The organism is Vibrio sp. 10N.286.51.B11, assembly GCF_041469245.1.
GTDB lineage: Bacteria > Pseudomonadota > Gammaproteobacteria > Enterobacterales > Vibrionaceae > Vibrio > Vibrio crassostreae_C.
Window position 1 is genome coordinate 1 of sequence record NZ_JBFRKI010000055.1, and the last position, 22,056, is coordinate 22,056.

Consider the following 22,056-nt stretch of genomic DNA (forward strand, 5'->3'; position numbering starts at 1 on the left):
AGTTCGGGTTGATCATTCCTGTTGGCCGCTCTTCATTAATGAAACACGTTCCCTTAATGCTTGAAGATGCAGAAAATGAACTGCCACATCTCGCAAGAACGGTGATTGCCGATGCTTATCACCACCTTGGAGAGTTGAATCAACGTATCGCCGATACAGAGCAAGTCTTTGACTCTTTTGCTAAGGTCAGCGCTAATGTTCAACGAGTGATGAAGGTTCGTGGTATTGGACCGCAAACCGCTACTGCGATACTTGCTTCGATAGGCAACGGTTCTCAATTTGATAAAAGCCGTGATTTCTCTGCTTGGCTAGGACTCGTACCAAAACAATATTCGACGGGAGGAAAGCCACGCTTAGGTCGGATAACCAAACACGGCGACAAATACTTACGAACACTATTAGTTCACGGAGCAAGGACCGTGATTGCCAACCTTGGCGACAAGCAAGATAAGTTAAGTCAGTGGTGCAGAGGCGTTCTGGAGCGAAGAGGTATGAACCGAGCGATAGTGGCACTTGCCGCGAAGAACGCACGAATTATATGGTCGCTTTTACACAATCAAACAGAATATGAAAACTATGCTGCTTAAGTAGAAACTTAAGCAGCATAAAGAGTTAAACCCACCGGGTCATTGCAGACGCTAATGATGGAGATAGGTTAAGACCACTTGCGGAGAGCCTGTTAATGCGGCGGACACACTAGATGTCATCTAACGAATAAGGCACCGCAGTCGCGCAAGTCATCAGGGCCACGACGTATGCGAATCGTCGATAAGTAGGCCGAATGTAGAGCGGCAGTCCAAAACCCATCAACATAAGTTTAGCGGATGTTTGACAACCGGGGGAATCCATGTAGCCCTGTTAAGGTGTGAGCAACGCAATACCGAAGCTCCCGCATACCACCTTAAACACTAAACGCAACGCATAGTAAAAATGCCACGCGTTGCGAATCACTCTTAAACAGATTGTTATGTTTTTACAACAACGCGCTAGGATCCACTTGATAACCAGCGGCCTTTAATTCCTTGAGTAACGTAACTTTCCAAGCTCCGGCGGGGTCTAGTTCCGTATAAACAACCCCACTAATGTCGTTAGGTTTTTCAATATCACTTTTAACAAACGCAGATACACGGTTGCGCCCCAAGTGACCTATAAAGTAGCCATGTTCAAAAACGACATTTTGACGCGCTCTAGGAAGTAACTCCATGTCCTGAGAGTTCCTTGCACCTACATCACAAGGCGTATACAGAACAACAGCAAAACCTACGTCGTTGTTTGCTTCAATCTTTTCAATAATTGTATTCCCTGCACTAACCTGCTCATGTAATACAATTGCTTCTAAGCCAGCCTTTTCAATAAATCTTGCCATATCTAGCTTCGCTTCATTGTCATGTCCATGAACAATGAATACTTTGTTACTATCATCTGTATTCGACGAACTGCTAGAAGCTGCTGGTTGAGCAGCAACTAGCGATGACTCTAACTCTTTTTGCTTCGCCTTGACGATAGACTTAGTAACATTCTCTAGATCTCGATCACCACGCACAATGTTCCCTCGGGTAAACACGACAAACACACCAGGAGCGGTGCGTGCGTTAGCTTGACGCACTAAATGATCTATTGGTGAAGAGGACTTCTTAATTGTTAGAGCTTGAATATTGGAGAAGTCTATTTGGCGACCGTCAATATAAAGAGTACTGCGCTTTACATACGGAGTAATAATATCTTCATCCAGTTCTTCTAAATCTTGGCAATCAAACCAAAACACCGAGACAGGACGCTTCTTAGCATCTTTCTCTTTTGTCTCTAGTATTACGTGATAGTAGTCACTCATACAAACACCCTAATATGCAAAAAGGCTACTATAACATAAGCACTTGATATTGAGAGAAACATAACATTTTAATATTGTGCAAGCACGAATCCATCCGCTTAACATATCAAAAAGGTCACTCATAACCAACTGAATGCTTTGCATTTAATATAAAAGTGGGTCTAAACAATAAGTGTGAAAACGTGCAAGCACATATTGCCGACTATGTAACGCTCGGCCTCATTCTTAACCACCCATAAATCTGCAGTATAATCAATAATTTAAAATAAGCCTCTCGTTAAATTCGTGCTCAATCAGAGTTAAAAACCACTCTTTTTTAAGTCATTAATTATTCAACAAGCAATAAACTGTCTGTATGTACAGATTTTGTGAGGGGAATATATGGCGAGTCAATTCATGCAGGCAATTTGCGAACATATGACGATGCGAGGCTATAGTCGCAAGACAATCAAAGCCTACTGTTACTGGATAAAATACTTCATTCATTTTCATAAGCTTAAACACCCTGAACAGATGCATGCCGCTGAAGTTGTCTCCTTTCTTTCTCATTTAGCTAATCAACAAAAAGTAGCCATCAATACTCAAAAGGTAGCTCTCAATGCTCTAGCCTATTTATACAATCAATTTATTAAGCAACCTCTAGGAGACTTAGGGTTTAGCTATGCGACTCGGTCTCGAAAAATTCCTAGCGTACTCAATCATGCGGAAGCTATCTCGGTGATCAATGAAATAGATCCTAAATATCAACTGTTTTTTCGCTTGTTGTATGGTTCAGGTTTGAGAGTATCGGAATGCCTGAGGCTTCGAGTACAAGATATAGATCTAAAACAAGGGTCTCTCACTGTTCACAATGGGAAAGGAAATAAAGACCGAGTGACAATTTTAAGTTTTTCACTCACTGAAGCTATACAAGACAAAATTTCACAAGTTGCAGTTCTGCTCGCTAAAGATAACTTGAATGGGTTTGGGCCATCTTTGCCTCACCGATTAGGTAAAAAATACCCTAGTGCCTATCGACAACTTGCTTGGATGTACCTATTCCCATCAAAATCCGTCACTCAACACTCTGAGTCGGGGATCGTATGCCGACACCACCTACATGATTCGGTACTCCGAAAAACGCTGAAGAAGGCGACTAACTCTAATAAATTGCGCCACAAGCGAATTAGTTGTCATACTTTCAGGCACAGTTTTGCTACGCAACTTCTAAAGTCAGGCTCCGATATCAGAACGGTTCAAGAGCTACTGGGGCACAGTGATGTTAAGACAACTCAGATTTACACTCACGTTATTGGGCAACACTTTAGTGGCACGACTAGCCCGCTAGACGGCTTATAACGAAACTCCCTCATCGATAGTTGAACCTTGGCTTGATGGCTTCTGTCTGACAAGGTTGTCTGATATGGTGACGGCAGAACTTCAGCAACTGTTTTAGATAGTATTAAATATGAAAACACTAACCATACTTGATGGCGGCATGGGCCGAGAACTCAAAGAAATTGGCGCGCCATTTTCTCAACCGCTTTGGAGTGCTCAAGCGCTGATTGAAGCACCCGAATTTGTCAGCCAAGCACATCAAAACTTTGTCGATGCAGGTGCTGAAACCCTAATCACCAATAGCTACGCCTGTGTGCCTTTTCACTTGGGTGAAGAGCTGTTCGAGCAGCGAGGCTTTGAACTAGCCACACTGTCCGGTGAGCTGGCTAAAGCAGTTGCAGACAATGCTACCCACACAGTGAAAGTAGCAGGCGCGATTCCACCGCCATTTGGCAGCTACCGACCAGACTTGTTTAAGGTAGAAGAGGCAGCGCCAATCATTCAAACGCTTTACGATGCCCAGGATCCAAACATCGATCTTTGGATAGCGGAAACCATCTGCAGCCTGCAAGAGTTCGAATCCATTCATGCGGTTCTTAAGCAGTCAGATAAGCCGTGTTACTACGCATTCAGTTTGGAAGATACCAAGGGCGATTCTGCCAATATTCGTTCTGGCGAGAGCGTAACAGACGCCATCAAACTTGCCTGCCAATCAAACGCGACAGGCATTATGTTTAACTGTTCAGTGCCTGAAGTGATGGATCAAGCCATTATCGATGCCAAGAAAGTGATCGATGAGCTAGGCAGTGATTTAGAAGTTGGTGTCTATGCCAACAATTTTGCGCCTATCAGCAACGAACATGAAGCGAATGATATGTTTCAGGAGATGCGTGAGCTGGATGGCCAAGGTTACTTAACTTACGCTAAACGCTGGCATGCACTGGGCGCGAATATTATCGGTGGCTGTTGTGGCATCGGGCCAAAACACATTAAAGCCCTAGCCGATTGGAAACACTCAATACAGAGCTAATCCTGAGCTTCAACTAGAATAAAATAAATAGAGAACAGGTTGAGAAATCTGTTCTCTATTTGTATGTGACGTCTCTGAGTACACTGATACAAAACAACGATTTGGAGTAACTGATGAGCGACACGCAACGCAAAATTAAATGGGGTATCGCAGGGCTAGGCAATATCGCCAATCGATTCGCAACCGCAGTCACAGAGCACTCTCTGCATGGTGAGCTTGATGCGGTTGCCGCCAGAGATCACTCACGCGCAGCCACGTTCGCCAACAAGTTTGCTTGCGACAAGGCTTATGGTTCTTATGAAGAGATGGCGAATGACCCAAGTGTTGAAGCGGTTTACATCGCTACGGTTCACCCATACCACCAACCACTTGCTGAACTGTTTCTGAAGAATAACAAGCACGTATTGGTCGAGAAGCCGGCTTTTACCAACCTTGGTGACTGGCTTGAGATGAAAGCCCTCGCCAAGCAAAATGGCGTGATGCTGTTAGAAGCAATGAAAACCGTGGTGTTTCCCGCATATCGTGAGCTCCAATCATTCTTGGTCGATAACAACATTCAGATAGATTCAATCGAAGCCAGCTTTGGTAACCATCATGACTATGAGCCCGATTTGTTTATCTTCAATCCGGATTTGTCAGGCGGAGCAACACTCGATGTTGGGGTCTATGGGCTTTGGTTCTTTTACGATCTGTGCCGAACGCTGGGTGTAAACCCTTCAAAACCTCAGGTAGAGATGTCGTGTCTTTATGAGGGGGCAAATGTTGATACCGATGCGTGCTTTACATTCTCTGGTGATATAAGCGGTAAGATATCGGCATCAACAGTGCAAAACCTTCCCCGATCAGCACACTTGAGTGGGCCTGATACTAAAATCACCATTCACGAAAAATGGTGGAATCCGGCCTTTATTGAGATTGAACATCAAGGCAAAAAGTCGACCATTAACTACCGAGTGATAGGGAATGGATTCGAGTTTGAAATCGACCATTTTTCAGATTTGGTGCTTCAAGGCAAAACTGAATCGAATATCCTGAGCTCAGAGATTACCTCTCGAGTTCTCGATACGATGGAAAACGCACTGATTGATTCTGGCTATTCACATTTAACTCAACCTCGTCGTTAGGAAAAGCAAATTGGGCAACCTTAAGCGTAAGCTTGAACTGTATGAAAAGATATTTCAGGCTTTTGGGCCTGGAGTATCACACTGTCAGGTCAACCAACTGGCCACACTGCTGCACGTGAGTGAACGTCACGTTCAGACCTTACTCAAAGCGATGACAGCACAAGGCTGGATTGAGTGGCCGCAATGCTAGCGCTGAGTTACAAGCCTTTCTAAGCAATACCAATCCGTCGGCGCAGAATATCGCGTACATCCCGTTTCACCGAGAACTCGAAGCGCTTCACCCTCAACGAGTACTTAGACGCACCGAACGTTTCTTAGTAATGCAAGTTTGCCAACGCCTAACCTCCGTTAAGCACGGCAAGCTCAGCGGCGATCTGGCTTATCATTGGCAGCCTAATCTAGATGCTACACAGTGGCACTTTCAAATTCGTAATGGTGTTCAGTTTCATAACGGAAGAACACTCGAACCTCAAGACATAGCACGCAACCTTAACTCGCTCTGCCAAAGCAAAATATGGTGTCGTTGTTATCAGCATATTGATGAGGTCTCTGTCTCGGCAGGTAATGTGGTTGTCGTGAAACTGAATCAACCTGATTGGCACTTACCACGCCTACTTGCTAGGGCTGAAGCCTCCGTATTCGATCACTCATCACCGACTGATAGGCTGATTGGATCTGGCGCGTTCTCATTAGACATCTTCTCAAGCAAGATGTTGAGATTGAGCCGCAATAGCGCCTATTCACACAGCACGCCGATTCTGAATCGAGTCGAGTTGTGGGTCTATCCTGAATGGGCACAGAGCAAAGCCTGCGCTCAAAATCAGGTGTGCGTGAAACTGCCCGAGAAAACGACCAGCGTGCGTGGCGATGACCATTCTTCCCAACCGGATTTCGGCTCAACCTTCTTTAAGATTCAAAGCCCGATGTTGTCGAAAGCCGTTCGTGAGTTCACCGTTGAAGACACCTCTGAATGCCAAGCCCTTTTCGATCAGTTGTCAGTGTCTGGCGACCACAAAACCAGCGTGGAATATGGGCACGACCTAACTCACTACCTAACTACCAAAGACGTCGCGCTGTGCAGTATTATTGATGAGAACGACACCTTCACTTCGTGGTTAAGCTTTTTCACTCGCTTCCCGTTTGAGGAATTAACTTTACCTTCTGAGATGCTAGAGACAATCGAACAAGGCTTAGCCTCAATAACAAACCAGCCCAACTTTGAGTTAGCAATGAATGCACTGTTGGTGCTTCGGCATTGGTTGCATGAATCTGGAGTTGTGGTTGAGCTCAAGCAAGAGGCGTTCAACTTAGAGGTTTCTGAAAAGATACACGGCGCACAAGTAAATGGTTTCGGTTGGTGCGAACTCGACAAGCTGTGGATTAGCCATTTGTAAGCGTATTTCGTAGCTGAATGTATTTCACAACCTAGCCCAACCAAGCTGCAACCAATCATTATGTTCAGTCACAGCGTAGGTCGAATAGGCTAAGGGTTAGCTCACTAGCGATAATTCAGACTCTTTATAGATACGGTTAGCCACTTTGTATGCAGCCGGAGACATCAGTGTCTCTTTGCATCTGCGCTTAAATTGCTCGACTTCAATCGTTTGTTCTTCCAGTAAATAGCACAGCTCACTCAAGTAGTTAGCTTCAAACACAGCTTGACCAAGTGGCGTGCATTCGTATCGGCTCGACTCTTGGTAGCCAATCGCGGTCAACACTGATTCTGGCAGTTCCCAGAACTTAGCAATGGTGTAAGTCAGGCGAATGGAGTAGCTGTTCATCAGGCGCTTCAATGCTAACGAGTTAGGTGGAACAGAAGGATCAACATGCTTGAAGGCTTCTACCATCATCTGGAAAATGATCATCTTGCCTAAGTTGCGAATTAACCCAACAAAGTATGCCGCTGCTTGATCTTCTTGAGGTGAAGAGTCTTTCATCAACTCCTTAGAAAACGACGCGGTTTGAACACTGTGAATCCAAATTTTCTCACCGAAGTGACGCCAGTAAATATTGTTCCCCGGCGTGAAGTTCTTCATGTAGCTATTCACCACCCCTTCAATTAGCCCTTGTGAACCCATATTGAGGAAAGCAGTTTTTAAGTCAGTAACTTGTTTTTCACTGCGTTTGTAGAAGGCGCTGTTAGCCAGTTTAATCACATCGGCAGCCATACTCGGCTCGCGCTCAATCACTCTTAACAATGCATCGACATCAAACTCGTCGCTCTGTAATTCTGCCATTAACGTGGTTACAGAGGCTGGCATCACTGGCAGTTCATTAAGCAGGGCTTTTGGAGAGCGAATCAAACGTTCGATCTGACAAGCGACAAAATCACTAAATGGGTCTGACTCCGTTCGAAGGCGAGACTCTCCAAACAAATAATCAAGGAACTCACCATCGTGAAGGCTAAGCGTCTTATCGACGATTAATGATGATGGCTGAGTGGACGACGGCGGAACAAAGATTGAAGACTGAACAGAATCAGTAGCAACGATTTGTTGTTGCTCTTGTTGGGCAGGCTCTGCAGAGGGTTTGTTTTTTGAATCAACAAAAGGTGAGAATAGTGCCTGCAATACCCTTTTAAACATCAATACGGCTCCTAGATAAATACAACATAGATAGGGATATATAATGGCGGTAATTATCGCACAGTTAATTCATAAACCACACAGTGACAAATGAATCATTAATTTCTCAGCTGTATAAGATCTGTTACTCAACGGACTGAGAAACTATGCCCGCCAGTATTTGCTAGAAACAAAAAGAGCGAGCACATAACGCTTGCTCGCTCTTCCATAAATCTAAACCGTGAAGCTGACTAAAACTAGCGTTCTGCCACTTCCAACACGATCTTACCAACATGCTTTTTCTTTAAGAACTCATCTTGCGCTTTATGGATATCGGCTAGCGGATAAGACTCTGCAACGATGGCGCCAATCTGCTGTTTCTCGATACGATTAACCAAGTTTTGGAATACTTGCGGTTCTAAAACCGTGCAACCAAAAAAGCTGAGATCTTTGAGATACAAAGTGCGAACATCAAGCTCAACCATAGCGCCACCAATTGCGCCAGATACGGCATAGCGACCATGTGGTTTCAGCACTTCAAGGAATTCCGGCCATTTGTCACCGGCGACTAAGTCGATAACCACATTCACACTGCTTTCGCCTAGCGCTTTAACCAAATCCGCATCACGGGCAATCACTTCATCAGCGCCAAGTTCAAGTAACTGTTGGTTCTTGCTTGGGCTGGTAATCGCAATCACATACGCGCCGCGAGCTTTTGCTAGCTGAATAGCCGCAGAGCCCACACCGCCCGATGCACCTGAGATAAGCACGCGATCAGCTTCAGCCACGTTGGCGCGAGTCAGCATGTTTTCTGCGGTCGAATAAGAGCATGGGAAAGACGCCAGCTCAACATCCGACATTGTGCTGTTCACCGCGTAAGCGTGCTTAGCTGCTACTTTGGTGTATTCAGCAAAACCGCCATCGCACTCAGAGCCGAAATACCATGGCTGTGGTAGATCTCGCCCGTACACTTCGGTTAAACAAGGTTCAATCAGAACACGCTCACCAATACGATCAGCCGAGACTTCGTTACCAACAGCTACAATAAAACCGCACACATCGGCACCTTGGATGCGAGGGAATTTCAACGCTTCACCCGACCAACTGGCATCGTCTGAATCATCACTTTTCGCATACCAACCGATTCGTGTGTTGATGTCGGTGTTGTTCACGCCTGCTGCCATGACTTTGATCAGCACTTCATTAGGCTCAATTTTTGGAACAGCAATGTCTTCACGGTAGCCAAGCATTTCTGCCCCGCCGTGCCCTAGCATCTCTACGCCTTTCATTGTTTTCGGTAGTTCGAATTTCATCGTGTTTCCTCGAGTAATTTTGTCACCATATTCTGCGCCGATGCCACTGCTTCTTCGCCTAATACTGGCCACGCGCTTGATACGCCTTCATGAAGTAAAAACAGTGGTGTCGCGAGATCCTCTCGAAGGCTCTGATTGCCTATAAGCAAACGAACTTGTTCTTTATGCTGTGTAACCGCTTGGCTGATAAGCTCATTATCGGGAAACGCGGCCATCGCATTCATCGACATACACCCGTGCGGCGCATATTCTTCTAACCATTGTTGAAGCTTGTTGAAGATATGAGTAACCGATGCGAGCCCCTTTTCAGGCGACGTTTCCAACAAGAAATCTAGGTAACGTTGATGTCGATACTCCAAGGCACCAACGATCATCGCTTCTTTTGAAGGGAAGTGTTTATACAAGGTTCTTAGGCTTACATCGCACGCCGTTTTCAGCTGTGCAACACTCGGCTCAGCAAAACCTTGCTGGCTGAACGCTACTTCAAGGCTTGCTGCAATCTGTTCTCTCAACATAGTGCTCTCTCAATACCCGACAAAGGGTAGAATGATTGTTCTACTTACAGGGTAGAACGATCACTCTACCCCTGTCAATATCCAAATTTACAAACCAAGAAATGATAAATTCCGCGCCAAACAGGACACGGAATTTATCAATACAGATGAGAGACTTAGCGTTTAAGCTGGAGTCGACTGCGTATCGTCACCAGAACAGATAACGCGCCACAAAGTACCAACACTACACCTAGATCTTGGAGCATTCCCGCTAAAGCGAGCCCTGAGCCGATCAAGGTGTAATACATCAAACCAAACAGTGCGCCTGCACTTCCTGCTTGAGATTGGTAACGTACCAACGCTCGGCTCAATACATTGGGAATCGCAATGCCAAACGCCATAACCACCAACATCATTGGAAGCAAGAACCAGATCGTGTGTTGTGAAAAATACACACCCACCGCACCTAATGTTTGAAGCCCTGCTGCGATACCAATCAGAGACATTGTTGAAGACACTTGTCTCTTCAACAATGTCTTGTTCACCAAGCTTCCCAACAGAGTCCCGAACCCAAGCACAATGCCGCTGTAGCCAAACTGCTCAACGCTAAATCCAAGTTGAATGAAGGCAAATGAACCCAATTGATAATAGGAAAACAGTGCAATATTGAACGACGCGACCAGCAACGCAGACATCCATATATCGCTATCTTTGACCATGTGAATACTGAGTGACTTTAACTGCAATGGCTGCTTAGATTGTTGCGTTTCAGGCAATGACCATAGGCTATGTGCCAACAGCACTAACACCATAATAAACAGGGCAATAAACACATATTGATGCCCGCCCGCTTGGCTTAATTGACCGCCAAGAAGCAGCCCGATGATTGGGCTAATCGACAGCCCCATCCCCATGTAACCAAACACCTTGGCCAGTTCAGCGCCGCTAAAGGCATCTCGCAACATGGTTTGTGTCACAACCGAGCCAACCGCAAGCCCGAAAGCGCCCATGGCTCGGGCTATCATCAACCAAACAAAGCTATTGGTTTGCATAGCAATGAGTGCTGAACAAGCGAATAACCCCATGCCCAATAACATGGTTGGTCGGCGCCCCCACTTGTCAGCTAACACGCCCCATACCACCACACCCACCGCAAATGCAGAGAAGTAAATCGATAGGGTTTGAGCAGCTTGTGTGTAACTGACATCAAAGGATTTCGATATTGAATCCAGAGTCGGGCTATAGATGGTTTCTGCGATTTGAGGGAACATCAGCAATAGCACCATTTGCCATAAAGAAGGTTTTGTTTTCATCATTTTTCCAAGACCAGTGAACTTGACGAGGAGTCTAGGGGAAACTAACCTTGGCTCGTTAACAACATTAAAACCAAAAACAACAAGATTGGGACAAATGGCATTAATCAGCGAAACCATTGAGTTTGATGCAGACAGCTTACCTGCGCCCGTAATAGGGATTGCGGCAGAGCTAGGTCAGCATGACTCAGGAATACATCACCACGTAAAAGGACAGTTGCTGTATGCTCCGCAGGGTTGCATCACCTTGACCTTAGAAAACGCCATTTGCATTTTGCCGCCGACTAAAGCCGTGTGGATCCCGCCTTATACCAAACATCGCGCGCAGATGACCAATGTGGTTGCTTATCGGTCGCTCTATTTTGATAGCAGTATTTACACCTGCCCAGAAGCGATTGAAATTGTGGAAGTGAATGAGCTTTTAAAAGCCCTGATCAATAAGATGGCTTTCTGGGATTGGGACGTTGCCCGCGAGCAAACCACCAATACCGCCAACCTATTCTGGGAAGAGTTTTACAGTGCTAACCAACACTCGTTTATCTTGCCACTACCGACAGATCGCCGTTTTAAAAGCTTTTGCAAACAAGTCCGAACCGCTTCCTTTCTTGCCCCAGCCCTCTCGACATTAGCGAACTCGGTTGGCGCAAGCACCAAAACGATTACTCGATTATTCAAAGCCGAAACAGGCATGACTTACCAAGAGTGGCGACAGCAATGGCGCTTGTTTAAAGCGATTGAACTGCTCTCAGAAAACCGACAAGTCGGTGATGTGGCTCATCTGCTAGAGTTCTCATCCAACAGTGCGTTTATCGCTTTTTTCAAACAGCAAACTGGACAAACCCCGTTGGCCTTTACCAAGTTAGGGGCGTGATTGTTGTTATCCAAACTCTGAAGTTTTACTGAGCTCAGATACAAAAAACCAGAACATGAGTTCTGGTTTTTAAAAGTACTTTAAAGCTAGATGCCGTCGTTACTTGGTATAGAAAGCGCGTTTCAATGCCATCTCTAAACCACGAACTTCAGCTAAGCCTTTCAATCGACCAATCGCCGAATAACCTGGGTTAGTGGTTTTCTTAAGGTCATCCAGCATTTGATGACCGTGATCCGGACGCATTGGAATTAAGCGGTGATCGCCCACTTCTGCACGACGATTTTCTTCATCCAAAATAGCCATCACAACGTTGTACATGTCCACATCACCATCGAGGTGCGCTGCTTCGTGGAATGTCATTGGGTTGCTCTCTTCACGCTTAGTTGAACGCAGGTGCGTAAAGTAAATTCGGTCACCGTGCTTTTTGATCATATTAACCAGGTCATTGTCGCCACGAACACCGTATGAACCCGTACACATCGTCAAGCCATTCATTTTGCTCGGTACATGCTCGGTCAACCAATCAATGTCTTCGATCGTTGAAACGATGCGAGGCAAGCCTAGAATCGGACGCGGTGGATCGTCTGGGTGAACCGCCATCTTCAAGCCATTCGCATCACAGATAGGCATCAGCTCAGCGAGGAAGTAAGACATGTGCTCACGTAGCTTGTCTTTGTCGATTCCCGCATAGCGATCTAGCTGTGCTTGAAACGCTTCTAGTGTGTAACCTTCTTCAGCGCCTGGCAGGCCAGCGATGATGTTATTAGTCAGTTGCTGAATTTGCTCTGGCGTCATGTTGTTGAAGTAATCCAACGCTTGAGCTTGCTCTGATTCTGAATAGTCCGATTCTGCACCTGGACGTTTCAAGATATGCAGCTCAAATGCCGCAAACGCGATTTGGTCAAAACGCAGTGCGCGCGAGCCATCAGGCATTTCAAATTCTAAATCGGTACGCGTCCAGTCCAACACGGGCATGAAGTTATAACAAACCGTATCGATGCCACACTCAGCAAGGTTAGACAGAGTTTGCTTATAGTTATCAATCCACTGCTGGTAGTTGCCAGTTTGAGTTTTGATCTCTTCGTGCACAGGCACGCTTTCTACAACCGACCACGTTAAACCTTTCTCTTCGATAATGGCTTTACGCTTAAGGATTTCTTCTTTTGTCCAAACTTCACCATTTGGAATATGGTGCAGTGCATTCACAATACCAGTTGCGCCCGCTTGACGAATATCGTCTAGCGAAACTTGATCATTAGGGCCGTACCAACGCCACGTTTGTTCCATGAGACTTACCTTTCTTTAAGACGCACTTAGCCGGCTCGAATTAATCAAGCTAAATGCAATAACGACTTCTTAATGGCAGCAATGACAATTACTGCCCGAGATAGCACCGGTCTACGCCGGTCTAAAGACGATTACCTATCTACAACCTAGTGAATGAATCAGCTTTCAAGAGGAGCCTTGTCGCTGAATTCAACATCAGCTTCAGAACTAGCTTTCTGAGCTAAGCAGCACCACTGGGTTGGAGCTAAATAAGTAACCATCAAAGTTTGGGTCATCAATGTCTGACAGCGCTAACAAACGCTGTTTAACATTCTCAAGGTGTTGCCACATTGCGTTCTTAGCAGCGACAGGGTCTTTGCGCTGTAAGGCGGCGAGGATACGAGCGTGATCATCTAACCATTCTTCACGGTAATCTTGACCACTGATGTGAGAGTGGAGTTTATTCCACATTGGACTCTTTTCGCGTCGATCCCAGGATTGTTTCAACATATCTACCAGCACAGAGTTTTGAGTTGCCTCTGCAATACACATGTGAAATCTTTCATCTCCGCTGCAATCGGTAGTGCCGCTTGCAAGCTCTTCGCGCTCGAGTTCGAGTGCAGAGCGCATCTTAATGATGTCGCCCGGAGTGACCTGAGTTGCCGCAAACTCCGCGATATTACTTTCCAGTAATTGGCGGGCCTGCAGCATCTCGAATGGACCAGCGTCATCACTGACCACATTCTCGCGAGAATGAGTTGGAATGTTCAGGACATAAACACCCGACCCTTTTTTCACCTCAACTAAGTTTTCAAGCTCTAGCATGATGATCGCTTCACGCACTACAGTGCGGCTTACATCTAGACGATCAGCAATATCGCGTTCTGGAGGTAACCTATCTCCGACCTTATACAGGCCTTCAATCAGTTCTTTTCTTAGTACTAACCCTATCTCCTGATAAGGTCTTTTCGGCTCGAAAGGCATCATGATGATATTGTCACTTCTTTCCATTGTATTTCTCTCGCCATCATAATGACCAAATATAATTGGTCAACCTCTATATCTTAAAATGCAGTAACACCTTGTTTTTGTATTACTCTTTTTTCTATATTTGCTCGTTATTCAACAGCCTGAATACGGTCAATCAATGCGCTCAATTCTGGGTCCGCTTTATCTAGCGCGTCGTACATAGGTTGAACCGCTAGTGCGAACGCAGCCTTGTCTGGTTCCACAAAAGTAACGCCCATTTTCTCGGCTTTAGCACGCTCTTTTGCTTCCGATTCAGCCCACAATTTTTTCATCAATTCAGATGAATCACTTGCCGCCTTCATTAGCGCATCTTGTTGTTCTGCAGTCAGTTTATCGTATGCTTTGGTTGAGATAACCAACACATCCGGAACCATCGTGTGCTCATCTAAGCTGAAGTATTTAGACACTTCACTGTGACGGCTCAAGCTGAAAGAAGGAATGTTATTTTCAGCCGCATCTACGACACCTTGCTGCAGTGCTGTGTACAACTCACCGTAAGCTAGTGGCGTTGGGTTACCGCCTAACGCTTTCACCATCGCAATTGCTGATGGGCTTGGTTGAACACGAACTTTCAAACCTTTCAGATCTTCTGGTGTGTTAATTGGCTTATTGGTATAGAAGCTACGCGCACCAGCGTCGTAGTAAGTCACACCAATAAAGCCGCTATCACGAGAAGAGTTAAGAATGTCACGGCCTACTTCACCATCAGTCACACTGTAGTAGTGCGCTTGATCGCGGAATAAGTAAGGCATGTTGAATGACGAATAAGCAGGAGAAAAAGCTTCTAGCTCAGCAGCATTACTTTTCACCATATCTAAAGCGCCGTTCTGCATCAGCTCCATAGATTCACGCTGTGTACCCAATTGAGCATCAGGGTAAATACGAATACGCACCTCACCATCAGTCAATTCACGTACTTCTTTCGCCATAAACGTCATCGCTTCATGTACTGCATGGTCACGAGGGTGGTTATGGCTCAGTTTCAATGTTGTCGCTGCATAAGCAGAAGCTGTTGCTCCAAAAGTCAAAGCAGCACCGACAACCGCACTAATCAAAGTTTTACGCGTCATCATCATTCTTATTCTCCGTGGATTGGTTATCCAAAATGTAGGGTGTTTTTTGTTATGGGCTCATATTGGGGCTCAAAAAAGGAACCGTCAAAGCTGAAATTAAAATTGATTGACCAAAGTCACAATAAAAACCCATAAATTGGTCAACCAAAATCATTTGTGAAGTTGCTCACGCCAACCAAAAAATGAATAGCTTATGATTCAGCCATATTTTTGAACATCCCATCCCTACATAGAAACAATTTCTTACATTGGTAAACCAATTGTTATGAGATACGCAATTTTGTTGAAAGGAAATAAACATGAATAAATTGGTCAGTTACATAAATAGAGGGTTGGCCGCCTTTACAGTGTCTCTATCGTCTTTCTTGGTGCTATGCGTGATATGGCAGGTTCTATCCCGCTATGTTATTGGCAAACCAAGTACTGTTACCGACGAGCTCGCTCGTTACCTCTTTATGTGGGTAGCCCTGATTGGTGCTGCTTACACAACAGGTCTGAAACGCCACCTTGCCATCGACCTACTTACGATGAAGCTGACTGGCAAACGTAAATTAATCAACGAAATCATTATCCAAATAGCCATCGCTTCTTTCTCTTATATCGTTCTGGTACACGGTGGCAGCCAACTTGCAGCTAAAACACTTGCGATGGGACAACTGACTCCCGCTCTAGGTTTAGAAATGGGCTACATCTACTTCTGCTTACCGGTTAGTGGCGCTTTGATGATTTTTTACTCAGTCGTATTTACCTACGAACGCGTTAAACAATTAATGTCAGGTGACGATTTGATCACCGACTCACAACTTGATTGATAGAAGGATTTCACAATGGAATGGCAAGTAATACTGACATTATTCGGTAGTTTCGCTGTACTGCTTACAATCGGTGTACCGGTCTCTTTTGCGATTGGTTTATCGTCACTAGCAACCATCTTAATGAGCTTACCGCTTGAGCCTGCAATTGCTGTAGTTGCTCAACGTATGGCGGCAGGCCTTGATAACTTTGCACTATTAGCAATTCCGTTCTTCATTTTGGCGGGCAACATCATGAACCAAGGCGGCATCGCGCTGCGTTTGATCAACTTCGCGAAAGTGTTGGGTGGTCGTCTACCAGGTTCACTCGCCCACGTAAACGTGATGGCAAACATGATGTTTGGGTCTATCTCAGGCTCAGCGGTTGCATCGGCTGCTGCAGTTGGTGGTACTATGTCTCCTCTGCAAAAGAAAGATGGATATGACGAAAACTACTCGGCTGCGGTAAATATTACGTCATGTCCTGCGGGCTTGCTTATCCCACCTAGCAACACGCTGATCGTGTTCTCATTAGTTTCTGGTGGTACCTCTATTGCAGCATTGTTCTTAGCAGGCTACATCCCAGGCCTATTGATGGGGCTGAGCATCATGATGGTGGCAGGTATTATCGCGAAACGTCGTGGCTACCCAGTCGCAGCTCGTCCTTCCACATCAATGGTATGGAATACCTTCCTAAAAGCAGCACCTTCTTTAGCACTGATCGGCATCATCATGGGCGGCATCATTGGCGGTATCTTTACTGCGACTGAGGCTTCCGCAATTGCTGTGGTATACACGTTTGTTTTAGCTGTGCTTGTCTACCGCGAAGTGAAATGGGGTGATATTCCAAAGATCATCCTTGAGTCTGCAGTAACAACATCTATCGTTCTATTACTGGTTGGCGCATCAATGGGCATGTCTTGGGCAATGGCGAACGCCGATGTACCTTACATGATTGCCGATGCTCTACTCGCGGTTTCCGAAGACCCACTAATGATCCTACTGATTATCAACGTGATTCTGTTGATTGTTGGCATCTTTATGGATATGACCCCTGCGGTTCTTATCTTCACACCAATCTTCTTACCAATCGCGCTAGACCTAGGCATCGACCCTGTGCACTTCGGCATCATGATGACCTTCAACCTTGCTATCGGTATCTGTACACCGCCAGTAGGCAGTGCTCTGTTCATCGGTTGTTCGGTTGCCAACATTGCCATCGACAAAGTCATCAAGCCTTTATTGCCATTCTATGCCGCACTTATTGCAGCCCTAATGGCCGTTACTTTTATCCCTGAGCTGAGCTTGTTCCTACCTGAATTGGTACTGGGCTACGGTTCGTAATTTGGTCACAGATAGATTCTAAGACTGCTAAACACTCAAACGCTTTATCAAATAATAAAATCCCGCTGGTTCGCTGGCGGGAAAAGGAACTGAATAATGAAGACTGTTGCTAACTCTACGCTGCCAAACACTGTACTACGACCTGACTACGACCGTTCAGCACTCCAAAGCCGTATCGTGCACCTTGGCTTCGGTGCATTTCACCGAGCGCATCAAGCGTTGTTCACCAATGAAATGCTCAGCAAGACCAGCACTGATTGGGGTATTTGCGAAATTAACCTATTCGGAGGCGAAGACTTAATTGAATCACTTCGCACGCAAGATCACCTTTACACGGTTGCTGAAAAAGGCGCTGAATCCACAGACGTTAAAGTGATCGGCTCAGTGGCCGAATCTCTTCACCCAAGCCTAGACGGCATCGAAACCGTATTAGAAAAAATGGCCGAACCTCAAGTGGCTATCGTTTCTATGACCATCACAGAGAAAGGCTACTGCGCAGACCCAGCGACAGGAAAACTCGACAAAAATAACCCATTAGTCATCGCTGACCTAGCTAACCCAAGCGAACCTAAATCAGCATTAGGTTACATTGTGCAAGCGCTCAAAATTCGACGTGAACGTGGCTTAACACCATTCACGGTCATGTCTTGCGATAACGTGCAAGAGAACGGTCATGTAGCAAAAGCAGCGATCATTGAGTTTGCTCAACTGCTTGACCCAGAATTACGTGATTGGATTGAAACCAATGTCACCTTCCCATGCACCATGGTTGACCGTATCGTACCCGCAGCAACAGAAGAAACACTGACAGAAATTGCAGAACTGCTTGGTTGTGAAGACCCATGTGGCATCGCCTGTGAACCCTTCCGCCAATGGGTGATTGAAGATAACTTTGTGGCAGGTCGTCCAGATTGGAATGTCGCTGGCGCAGAGTTCGTAGAAGATGTGGTGCCTTACGAAGAGATGAAACTGCGTATGCTCAATGGCAGTCACTCTTTCCTTGCTTACCTTGGATACCTTGGTGGCTACGACCATATTTCCGACACTATGACGGATGCTGGCTACCGAAAAGCCGCTTTTGACATGATGATGAAATCACAGGCACCTTCGTTAACGATGCCTGAAGGGACTGATTTAGAAGGTTACGCAACCTTGCTGATCAACCGCTTCACTAACCCAAGCTTGAAGCACAAGACGTGGCAGATTGCGATGGATGGCAGCCAGAAGATCCCTCAACGTATGGGTGGCAGCTTACGATTCCATTTAGATCAAGGCTCAGATTTCTCGTGGCTTGCAACCGCCATCGCTGGCTGGATGCGCTATGTATCTGGCGTTGATGAGCAAGGCAATGAGATTGATGTCCGCGATCCAATGGCAGACACACTTCGCCAGATCTGCGACCAGCATGGACTCAATGTTTCTGTGGTTCCAGCATTACTTGCGGTTGAAGCGATTTTCCCTACCGAGCTAGGCCAAGACCCGCAGGTCATTGATGCGGTAAGTTCAGCGTACCAATCATTAATTGAACACGGTGCCGTTGCGACCGTGGCTGCGTTATAAGGAGTACAAACAATGAAGAATTTCTTATGTGAAGACTTTTTACTGTCGAATGAGACTGCACGTCGTTTGTACCATGAACACGCAAGCCACCAGCCGATTTATGACTATCACTGCCATCTAAACCCGGCAGAAGTGGCTCAAGATCGTCAGTTCGAAAACATGTCTAAGATTTGGCTTGAAGGTGACCACTACAAATGGCGTGGTATGCGTTCAGCAGGGATTGATGAGCGTCTGATTACTGGAGGCGCAAGCGATTATGATAAGTTCATGGCCTGGGCTAGAACCGTCCCTCAAACCTTGGGCAACCCACTTTACCATTGGACTCATTTAGAACTACGCCGCCCATTTGGTATTACTGGCACTCTCTTTGGTCCAGAAACCGCAGACCAAATTTGGCACGAAGGCAACGAGCTATTAGCGACACCAGAATTTAGTGCTCGCGGCATCATGAAGCAGATGAATGTGGTGATGGCTGGTACGACAGACGATCCAATTGATTCTCTTGAACACCATAAGGCGATCGCTCAAGACAATTCATTTGATGTACAAGTGTTACCAAGCTGGCGCCCAGATAAAGCCTTCAAAATCGAACTCGACACCTTTGTCGATTACCTGCGCCAACTTGGTCAAGTAGCCGATATCGAGATCCGTCGATTTGATGATCTGTTGAGTGCGCTAGACAAGCGTTTAGTCCACTTTAATGCCCATGGCTGTCGTGCGGCTGACCACGGTATTGAAGTGGTTCGCTACGCACCTATTCCATCAGAATCGGATTTGGATGCCCTGTTAACTCGACGCCTCAATGGCGAAACGCTCACCGATCTAGAATGTGCGCAGTTTTCAACAGCGGTTCAGGTGTGGTTAGGCAAGCGCTACGCCGCAATGGGTTGGGTAATGCAGCTTCACATTGGTGCTCAGCGCAATAACAACACGCGTATGTTCCAGCTGTTAGGCGCAGATGCAGGGTTTGATTCGATTAGCGATAAGACGTTTGCCTTCGAATTGGCTCACCTGTTAGACGAGATGGATCAAAGCAACGAGTTACCTCGCACCATCCTTTACTGCTTAAACCCTCGCGATAACGAGATGATGGCAACCATGATTGGTAACTTCCAAGGTGGCGGCATCGCGGGCAAAGTTCAGTTTGGTTCTGGTTGGTGGTTCAACGATCAGAAAGACGGCATGCAACGCCAAATGGAACAGTTATCTCAACTTGGTCTGCTTAGCCAGTTTGTCGGCATGCTGACTGACTCTCGCAGCTTCTTGTCGTACACACGCCACGAATACTTCCGCCGAATTCTGTGTGACATGCTTGGTCGTTGGGCTGAAAACGGCGAGGTGCCAAACGACATGTCACTGCTTGGCCCTATGGTCGAAGACATCTGCTTTGGTAACGCAAAACGCTACTTCGAAGAGAGGGCGTAACCCATGAAACATATCGCCATTATTGGTGAGTGCATGATCGAGCTTAACGGCAAACCGTTCGGCTCAATGCATCAAACGTTTGGCGGAGACACACTCAATGCTGCGGTCTATCTAAGCCGCGGCTGCGAGGCCAACCTCAATCAAGATGACATAAAAGTGTCCTACGTCACGGCTTTGGGCGCAGACCCGATTAGCAAGGGAATGTTAGAACGCTGGCAACAAGAGGGGGTGTCGACGGACCTTGTTCTACAAGACAGCCAACGTACTCCGGGTCTATACCTAATTCAGCTTGATGACGCAGGTGAACGTACCTTTCTGTACTGGAGAAACCAGTCGGCTGCACGCTACCTGCTACAGCACCCAGATTTCAATCAGATAAAGCAGGCACTGCGCAATGTCGATATGGTCTTTCTCAGCGGGATCACATTAGCGATTCTGCCTGAACAAGATCGTATCGAGCTATTGAACATCTTGGTTGAGTTGAAGGCACAAGGTGTTGAGATTGCCTTCGACAGTAACTTCCGCCCTGCACTTTGGCCACAAGACGAAAACCAAACCGTCAAAAACAGCTACCAGGCCATGTATACATTGACGGATTTAGCGTTGGTCACATTCGATGATGAACAATTAATTTGGGGCGATAGCTCTCCAGAACAAACTATCGAACGTCTAACGACGCTGGGTGTTAAGCGATGCATCGTCAAACTGGGTGCAGATGGCTGTCTCATTCAAGATGCCACCATACACCCAGATTCTGGTGCCGCTTCGGCTCCACTAGCGGTGCCAACCCTGCCTGTTGATCATGTCGTTGATACGACCTCGGCAGGAGACTCATTCAACGGCGGATTTTTATCGGCTTACCTTGCGGGCGAAGACTTAACAAAGTCATGCCAGCGCGGCAATACCATGGCAGGCGTCGTTATCCAACATCGTGGTGCCATTATTGCAAAAGAACTCACTCAAGCGGCCATCACAGCCATTTAAGGAATACCAATGTCTAACATCAAACAACAACTGAAAACACTGAAAGTTATCCCTGTGATCGCTATCGACAACGCTGAAGACATCATCCCTCTGGGTAAAGTGTTAGCTGAAAATGGTTTACCTGCAGCAGAAATTACATTCCGTTCGGAAGCTGCAGTTGAAGCTATTCGTCTACTTCGTGAATCACAACCAGATATGTTGATCGGCGCAGGCACTGTGCTCAATCGTGAGCAAGCTATTGCGGCTAAAGAGGCAGGCGCAACGTTTGTCGTCTCTCCTGGCTTTAACCCAAACACGGTAAGAGCCTGCCAAGAGATTGGTATTGATATCATTCCTGGAGTCAACAACCCGAGTACAGTAGAAGCCGCTCTAGAAATGGGCTTAACCACATTGAAGTTCTTCCCTGCTGAAGCATCAGGTGGCATCAACATGGTTAAGTCACTTCTTGCGCCTTACACGGATATTGAAATCATGCCGACCGGTGGTATCAACCCAAACAACATTAAAGACTACCTAGCGATACCTCGCGTGCTCGCATGTGGCGGTACTTGGATGGTGGATAAGAAGCTGATTGAAGAAGGCAATTGGGAAGAGCTGGCTCATTTAACTCGCGAAGCCGTTAAGTTAGTCAATTAAACCTAGTGCAATAGCATTTTGACGTTATATCTAGCCCTCCTTTTGGAGGGTTATTTTATGGTTGAGCATTATTCTTTCAAAGTTAATATTT

General features: G+C 46.2%; 19 protein-coding genes and 1 pseudogene. 12 read left to right on the plus strand and 8 right to left on the minus strand.

The features are described 5' to 3' along the window. Positions 1-587 (plus strand): IS110 family transposase (locus tag AB4154_RS21650; protein ID WP_372124080.1); only part of this gene is annotated, 587 nt, incomplete at its 5' end. 386 nt (positions 588-973) lie between these two features. Here AB4154_RS21650 and AB4154_RS21655 read toward each other — a convergent pair. Next, complete coding sequence (locus AB4154_RS21655; protein ID WP_372124082.1) at positions 974-1,831, minus strand: TIR domain-containing protein; 858 nt, start codon at positions 1,829-1,831, stop codon at positions 974-976. Positions 1,832-2,212: 381 nt separating this feature from the next. On the opposite strand from AB4154_RS21655, the gene AB4154_RS21660 reads away from it, so the two are divergent. From AB4154_RS21660 to AB4154_RS21675, 4 genes and pseudogenes are all read left to right on the plus strand, one after another. Then, positions 2,213-3,169, plus strand: a complete 957-nt coding sequence (locus AB4154_RS21660) for an integron integrase (RefSeq protein ID WP_017067063.1) — start codon at positions 2,213-2,215, stop codon at positions 3,167-3,169. Positions 3,170-3,278: 109 nt separating this feature from the next. Continuing rightward, a complete protein-coding gene (locus tag AB4154_RS21665) occupies positions 3,279-4,178 on the plus strand; it encodes a homocysteine S-methyltransferase family protein (RefSeq protein WP_372124084.1) in 900 nt (299 codons plus the stop codon). A gap of 113 nt (positions 4,179-4,291) precedes the next feature. Next, positions 4,292-5,302 carry a Gfo/Idh/MocA family protein gene (locus AB4154_RS21670; RefSeq protein ID WP_372124086.1) on the plus strand — a complete coding sequence of 337 codons (1,011 nt, stop codon included), beginning with the start codon at positions 4,292-4,294 and terminating at the stop codon, positions 5,300-5,302. 10 nt (positions 5,303-5,312) lie between these two features. Further along, positions 5,313-6,696 (plus strand): annotated as a pseudogene (locus tag AB4154_RS21675) (ABC transporter substrate-binding protein). A gap of 96 nt (positions 6,697-6,792) precedes the next feature. Here AB4154_RS21675 and AB4154_RS21680 read toward each other — a convergent pair. From AB4154_RS21680 to AB4154_RS21695, 4 genes are all read right to left on the minus strand, one after another. Further along, positions 6,793-7,887 carry an HDOD domain-containing protein gene (locus tag AB4154_RS21680; RefSeq protein WP_372124088.1) on the minus strand — a complete coding sequence of 365 codons (1,095 nt, stop codon included), beginning with the start codon at positions 7,885-7,887 and terminating at the stop codon, positions 6,793-6,795. Between the two features lie 236 nt (positions 7,888-8,123). Then, a complete protein-coding gene (locus tag AB4154_RS21685) occupies positions 8,124-9,179 on the minus strand; it encodes an alcohol dehydrogenase family protein (protein ID WP_372124090.1) in 1,056 nt (351 codons plus the stop codon). Further along, complete coding sequence (locus tag AB4154_RS21690) at positions 9,176-9,694, minus strand: TetR/AcrR family transcriptional regulator (RefSeq protein ID WP_017065213.1); 519 nt, start codon at positions 9,692-9,694, stop codon at positions 9,176-9,178. Before AB4154_RS21690 ends, AB4154_RS21685 begins: the two co-directional genes overlap by 4 nt. Before the next feature lie 155 nt (positions 9,695-9,849). After that, positions 9,850-10,986, minus strand: coding sequence for a multidrug effflux MFS transporter (locus AB4154_RS21695; RefSeq protein WP_372124092.1), 1,137 nt, complete (start codon positions 10,984-10,986; stop codon positions 9,850-9,852). A gap of 97 nt (positions 10,987-11,083) precedes the next feature. Between AB4154_RS21695 and AB4154_RS21700 the strand changes: the two genes are divergently transcribed. Further along, positions 11,084-11,857, plus strand: a complete 774-nt coding sequence (locus tag AB4154_RS21700) for a helix-turn-helix domain-containing protein (RefSeq protein WP_136978647.1) — start codon at positions 11,084-11,086, stop codon at positions 11,855-11,857. A gap of 99 nt (positions 11,858-11,956) precedes the next feature. On the opposite strand, the gene uxuA is transcribed toward AB4154_RS21700, so the two are convergent. The 3 genes from uxuA to AB4154_RS21715 form a co-directional block, all read right to left on the minus strand. Further along, positions 11,957-13,144 carry a mannonate dehydratase gene (gene uxuA / locus AB4154_RS21705; RefSeq protein ID WP_017068145.1) on the minus strand — a complete coding sequence of 396 codons (1,188 nt, stop codon included), beginning with the start codon at positions 13,142-13,144 and terminating at the stop codon, positions 11,957-11,959. 207 nt (positions 13,145-13,351) lie between these two features. Further along, positions 13,352-14,134 carry an FCD domain-containing protein gene (locus AB4154_RS21710; protein WP_017068144.1) on the minus strand — a complete coding sequence of 261 codons (783 nt, stop codon included), beginning with the start codon at positions 14,132-14,134 and terminating at the stop codon, positions 13,352-13,354. Positions 14,135-14,241: 107 nt separating this feature from the next. Beyond that, complete coding sequence (locus AB4154_RS21715; protein ID WP_029235323.1) at positions 14,242-15,225, minus strand: TRAP transporter substrate-binding protein; 984 nt, start codon at positions 15,223-15,225, stop codon at positions 14,242-14,244. A gap of 299 nt (positions 15,226-15,524) precedes the next feature. On the opposite strand from AB4154_RS21715, the gene AB4154_RS21720 reads away from it, so the two are divergent. The 6 genes from AB4154_RS21720 (at position 15,525) to AB4154_RS21745 (ending at position 21,965) form a co-directional block, all read left to right on the plus strand. Further along, positions 15,525-16,037 (plus strand): TRAP transporter small permease, encoded by a 513-nt coding sequence (locus AB4154_RS21720; RefSeq protein ID WP_017068142.1) that lies wholly within the window; start codon positions 15,525-15,527, stop codon positions 16,035-16,037. Between the two features lie 15 nt (positions 16,038-16,052). Then, entirely contained in the window at positions 16,053-17,360 is a 1,308-nt protein-coding gene (locus AB4154_RS21725; RefSeq protein ID WP_017068141.1) for a TRAP transporter large permease, read from the plus strand. A gap of 96 nt (positions 17,361-17,456) precedes the next feature. Further along, positions 17,457-18,920 carry a fructuronate reductase gene (locus tag AB4154_RS21730; RefSeq protein WP_372111207.1) on the plus strand — a complete coding sequence of 488 codons (1,464 nt, stop codon included), beginning with the start codon at positions 17,457-17,459 and terminating at the stop codon, positions 18,918-18,920. Positions 18,921-18,932: 12 nt separating this feature from the next. Next, the gene (gene uxaC / locus AB4154_RS21735; RefSeq protein WP_102394443.1) at positions 18,933-20,345 is read left to right on the plus strand and encodes a glucuronate isomerase; all 1,413 of its coding nucleotides are present in this window, start codon (positions 18,933-18,935) and stop codon (positions 20,343-20,345) included. 3 nt (positions 20,346-20,348) lie between these two features. Continuing rightward, entirely contained in the window at positions 20,349-21,329 is a 981-nt protein-coding gene (locus AB4154_RS21740; RefSeq protein WP_136973851.1) for a sugar kinase, read from the plus strand. Positions 21,330-21,338: 9 nt separating this feature from the next. Continuing rightward, entirely contained in the window at positions 21,339-21,965 is a 627-nt protein-coding gene (locus AB4154_RS21745; protein WP_017068137.1) for a bifunctional 4-hydroxy-2-oxoglutarate aldolase/2-dehydro-3-deoxy-phosphogluconate aldolase, read from the plus strand. Positions 21,966-22,056: the final 91 nt, after the last annotated feature.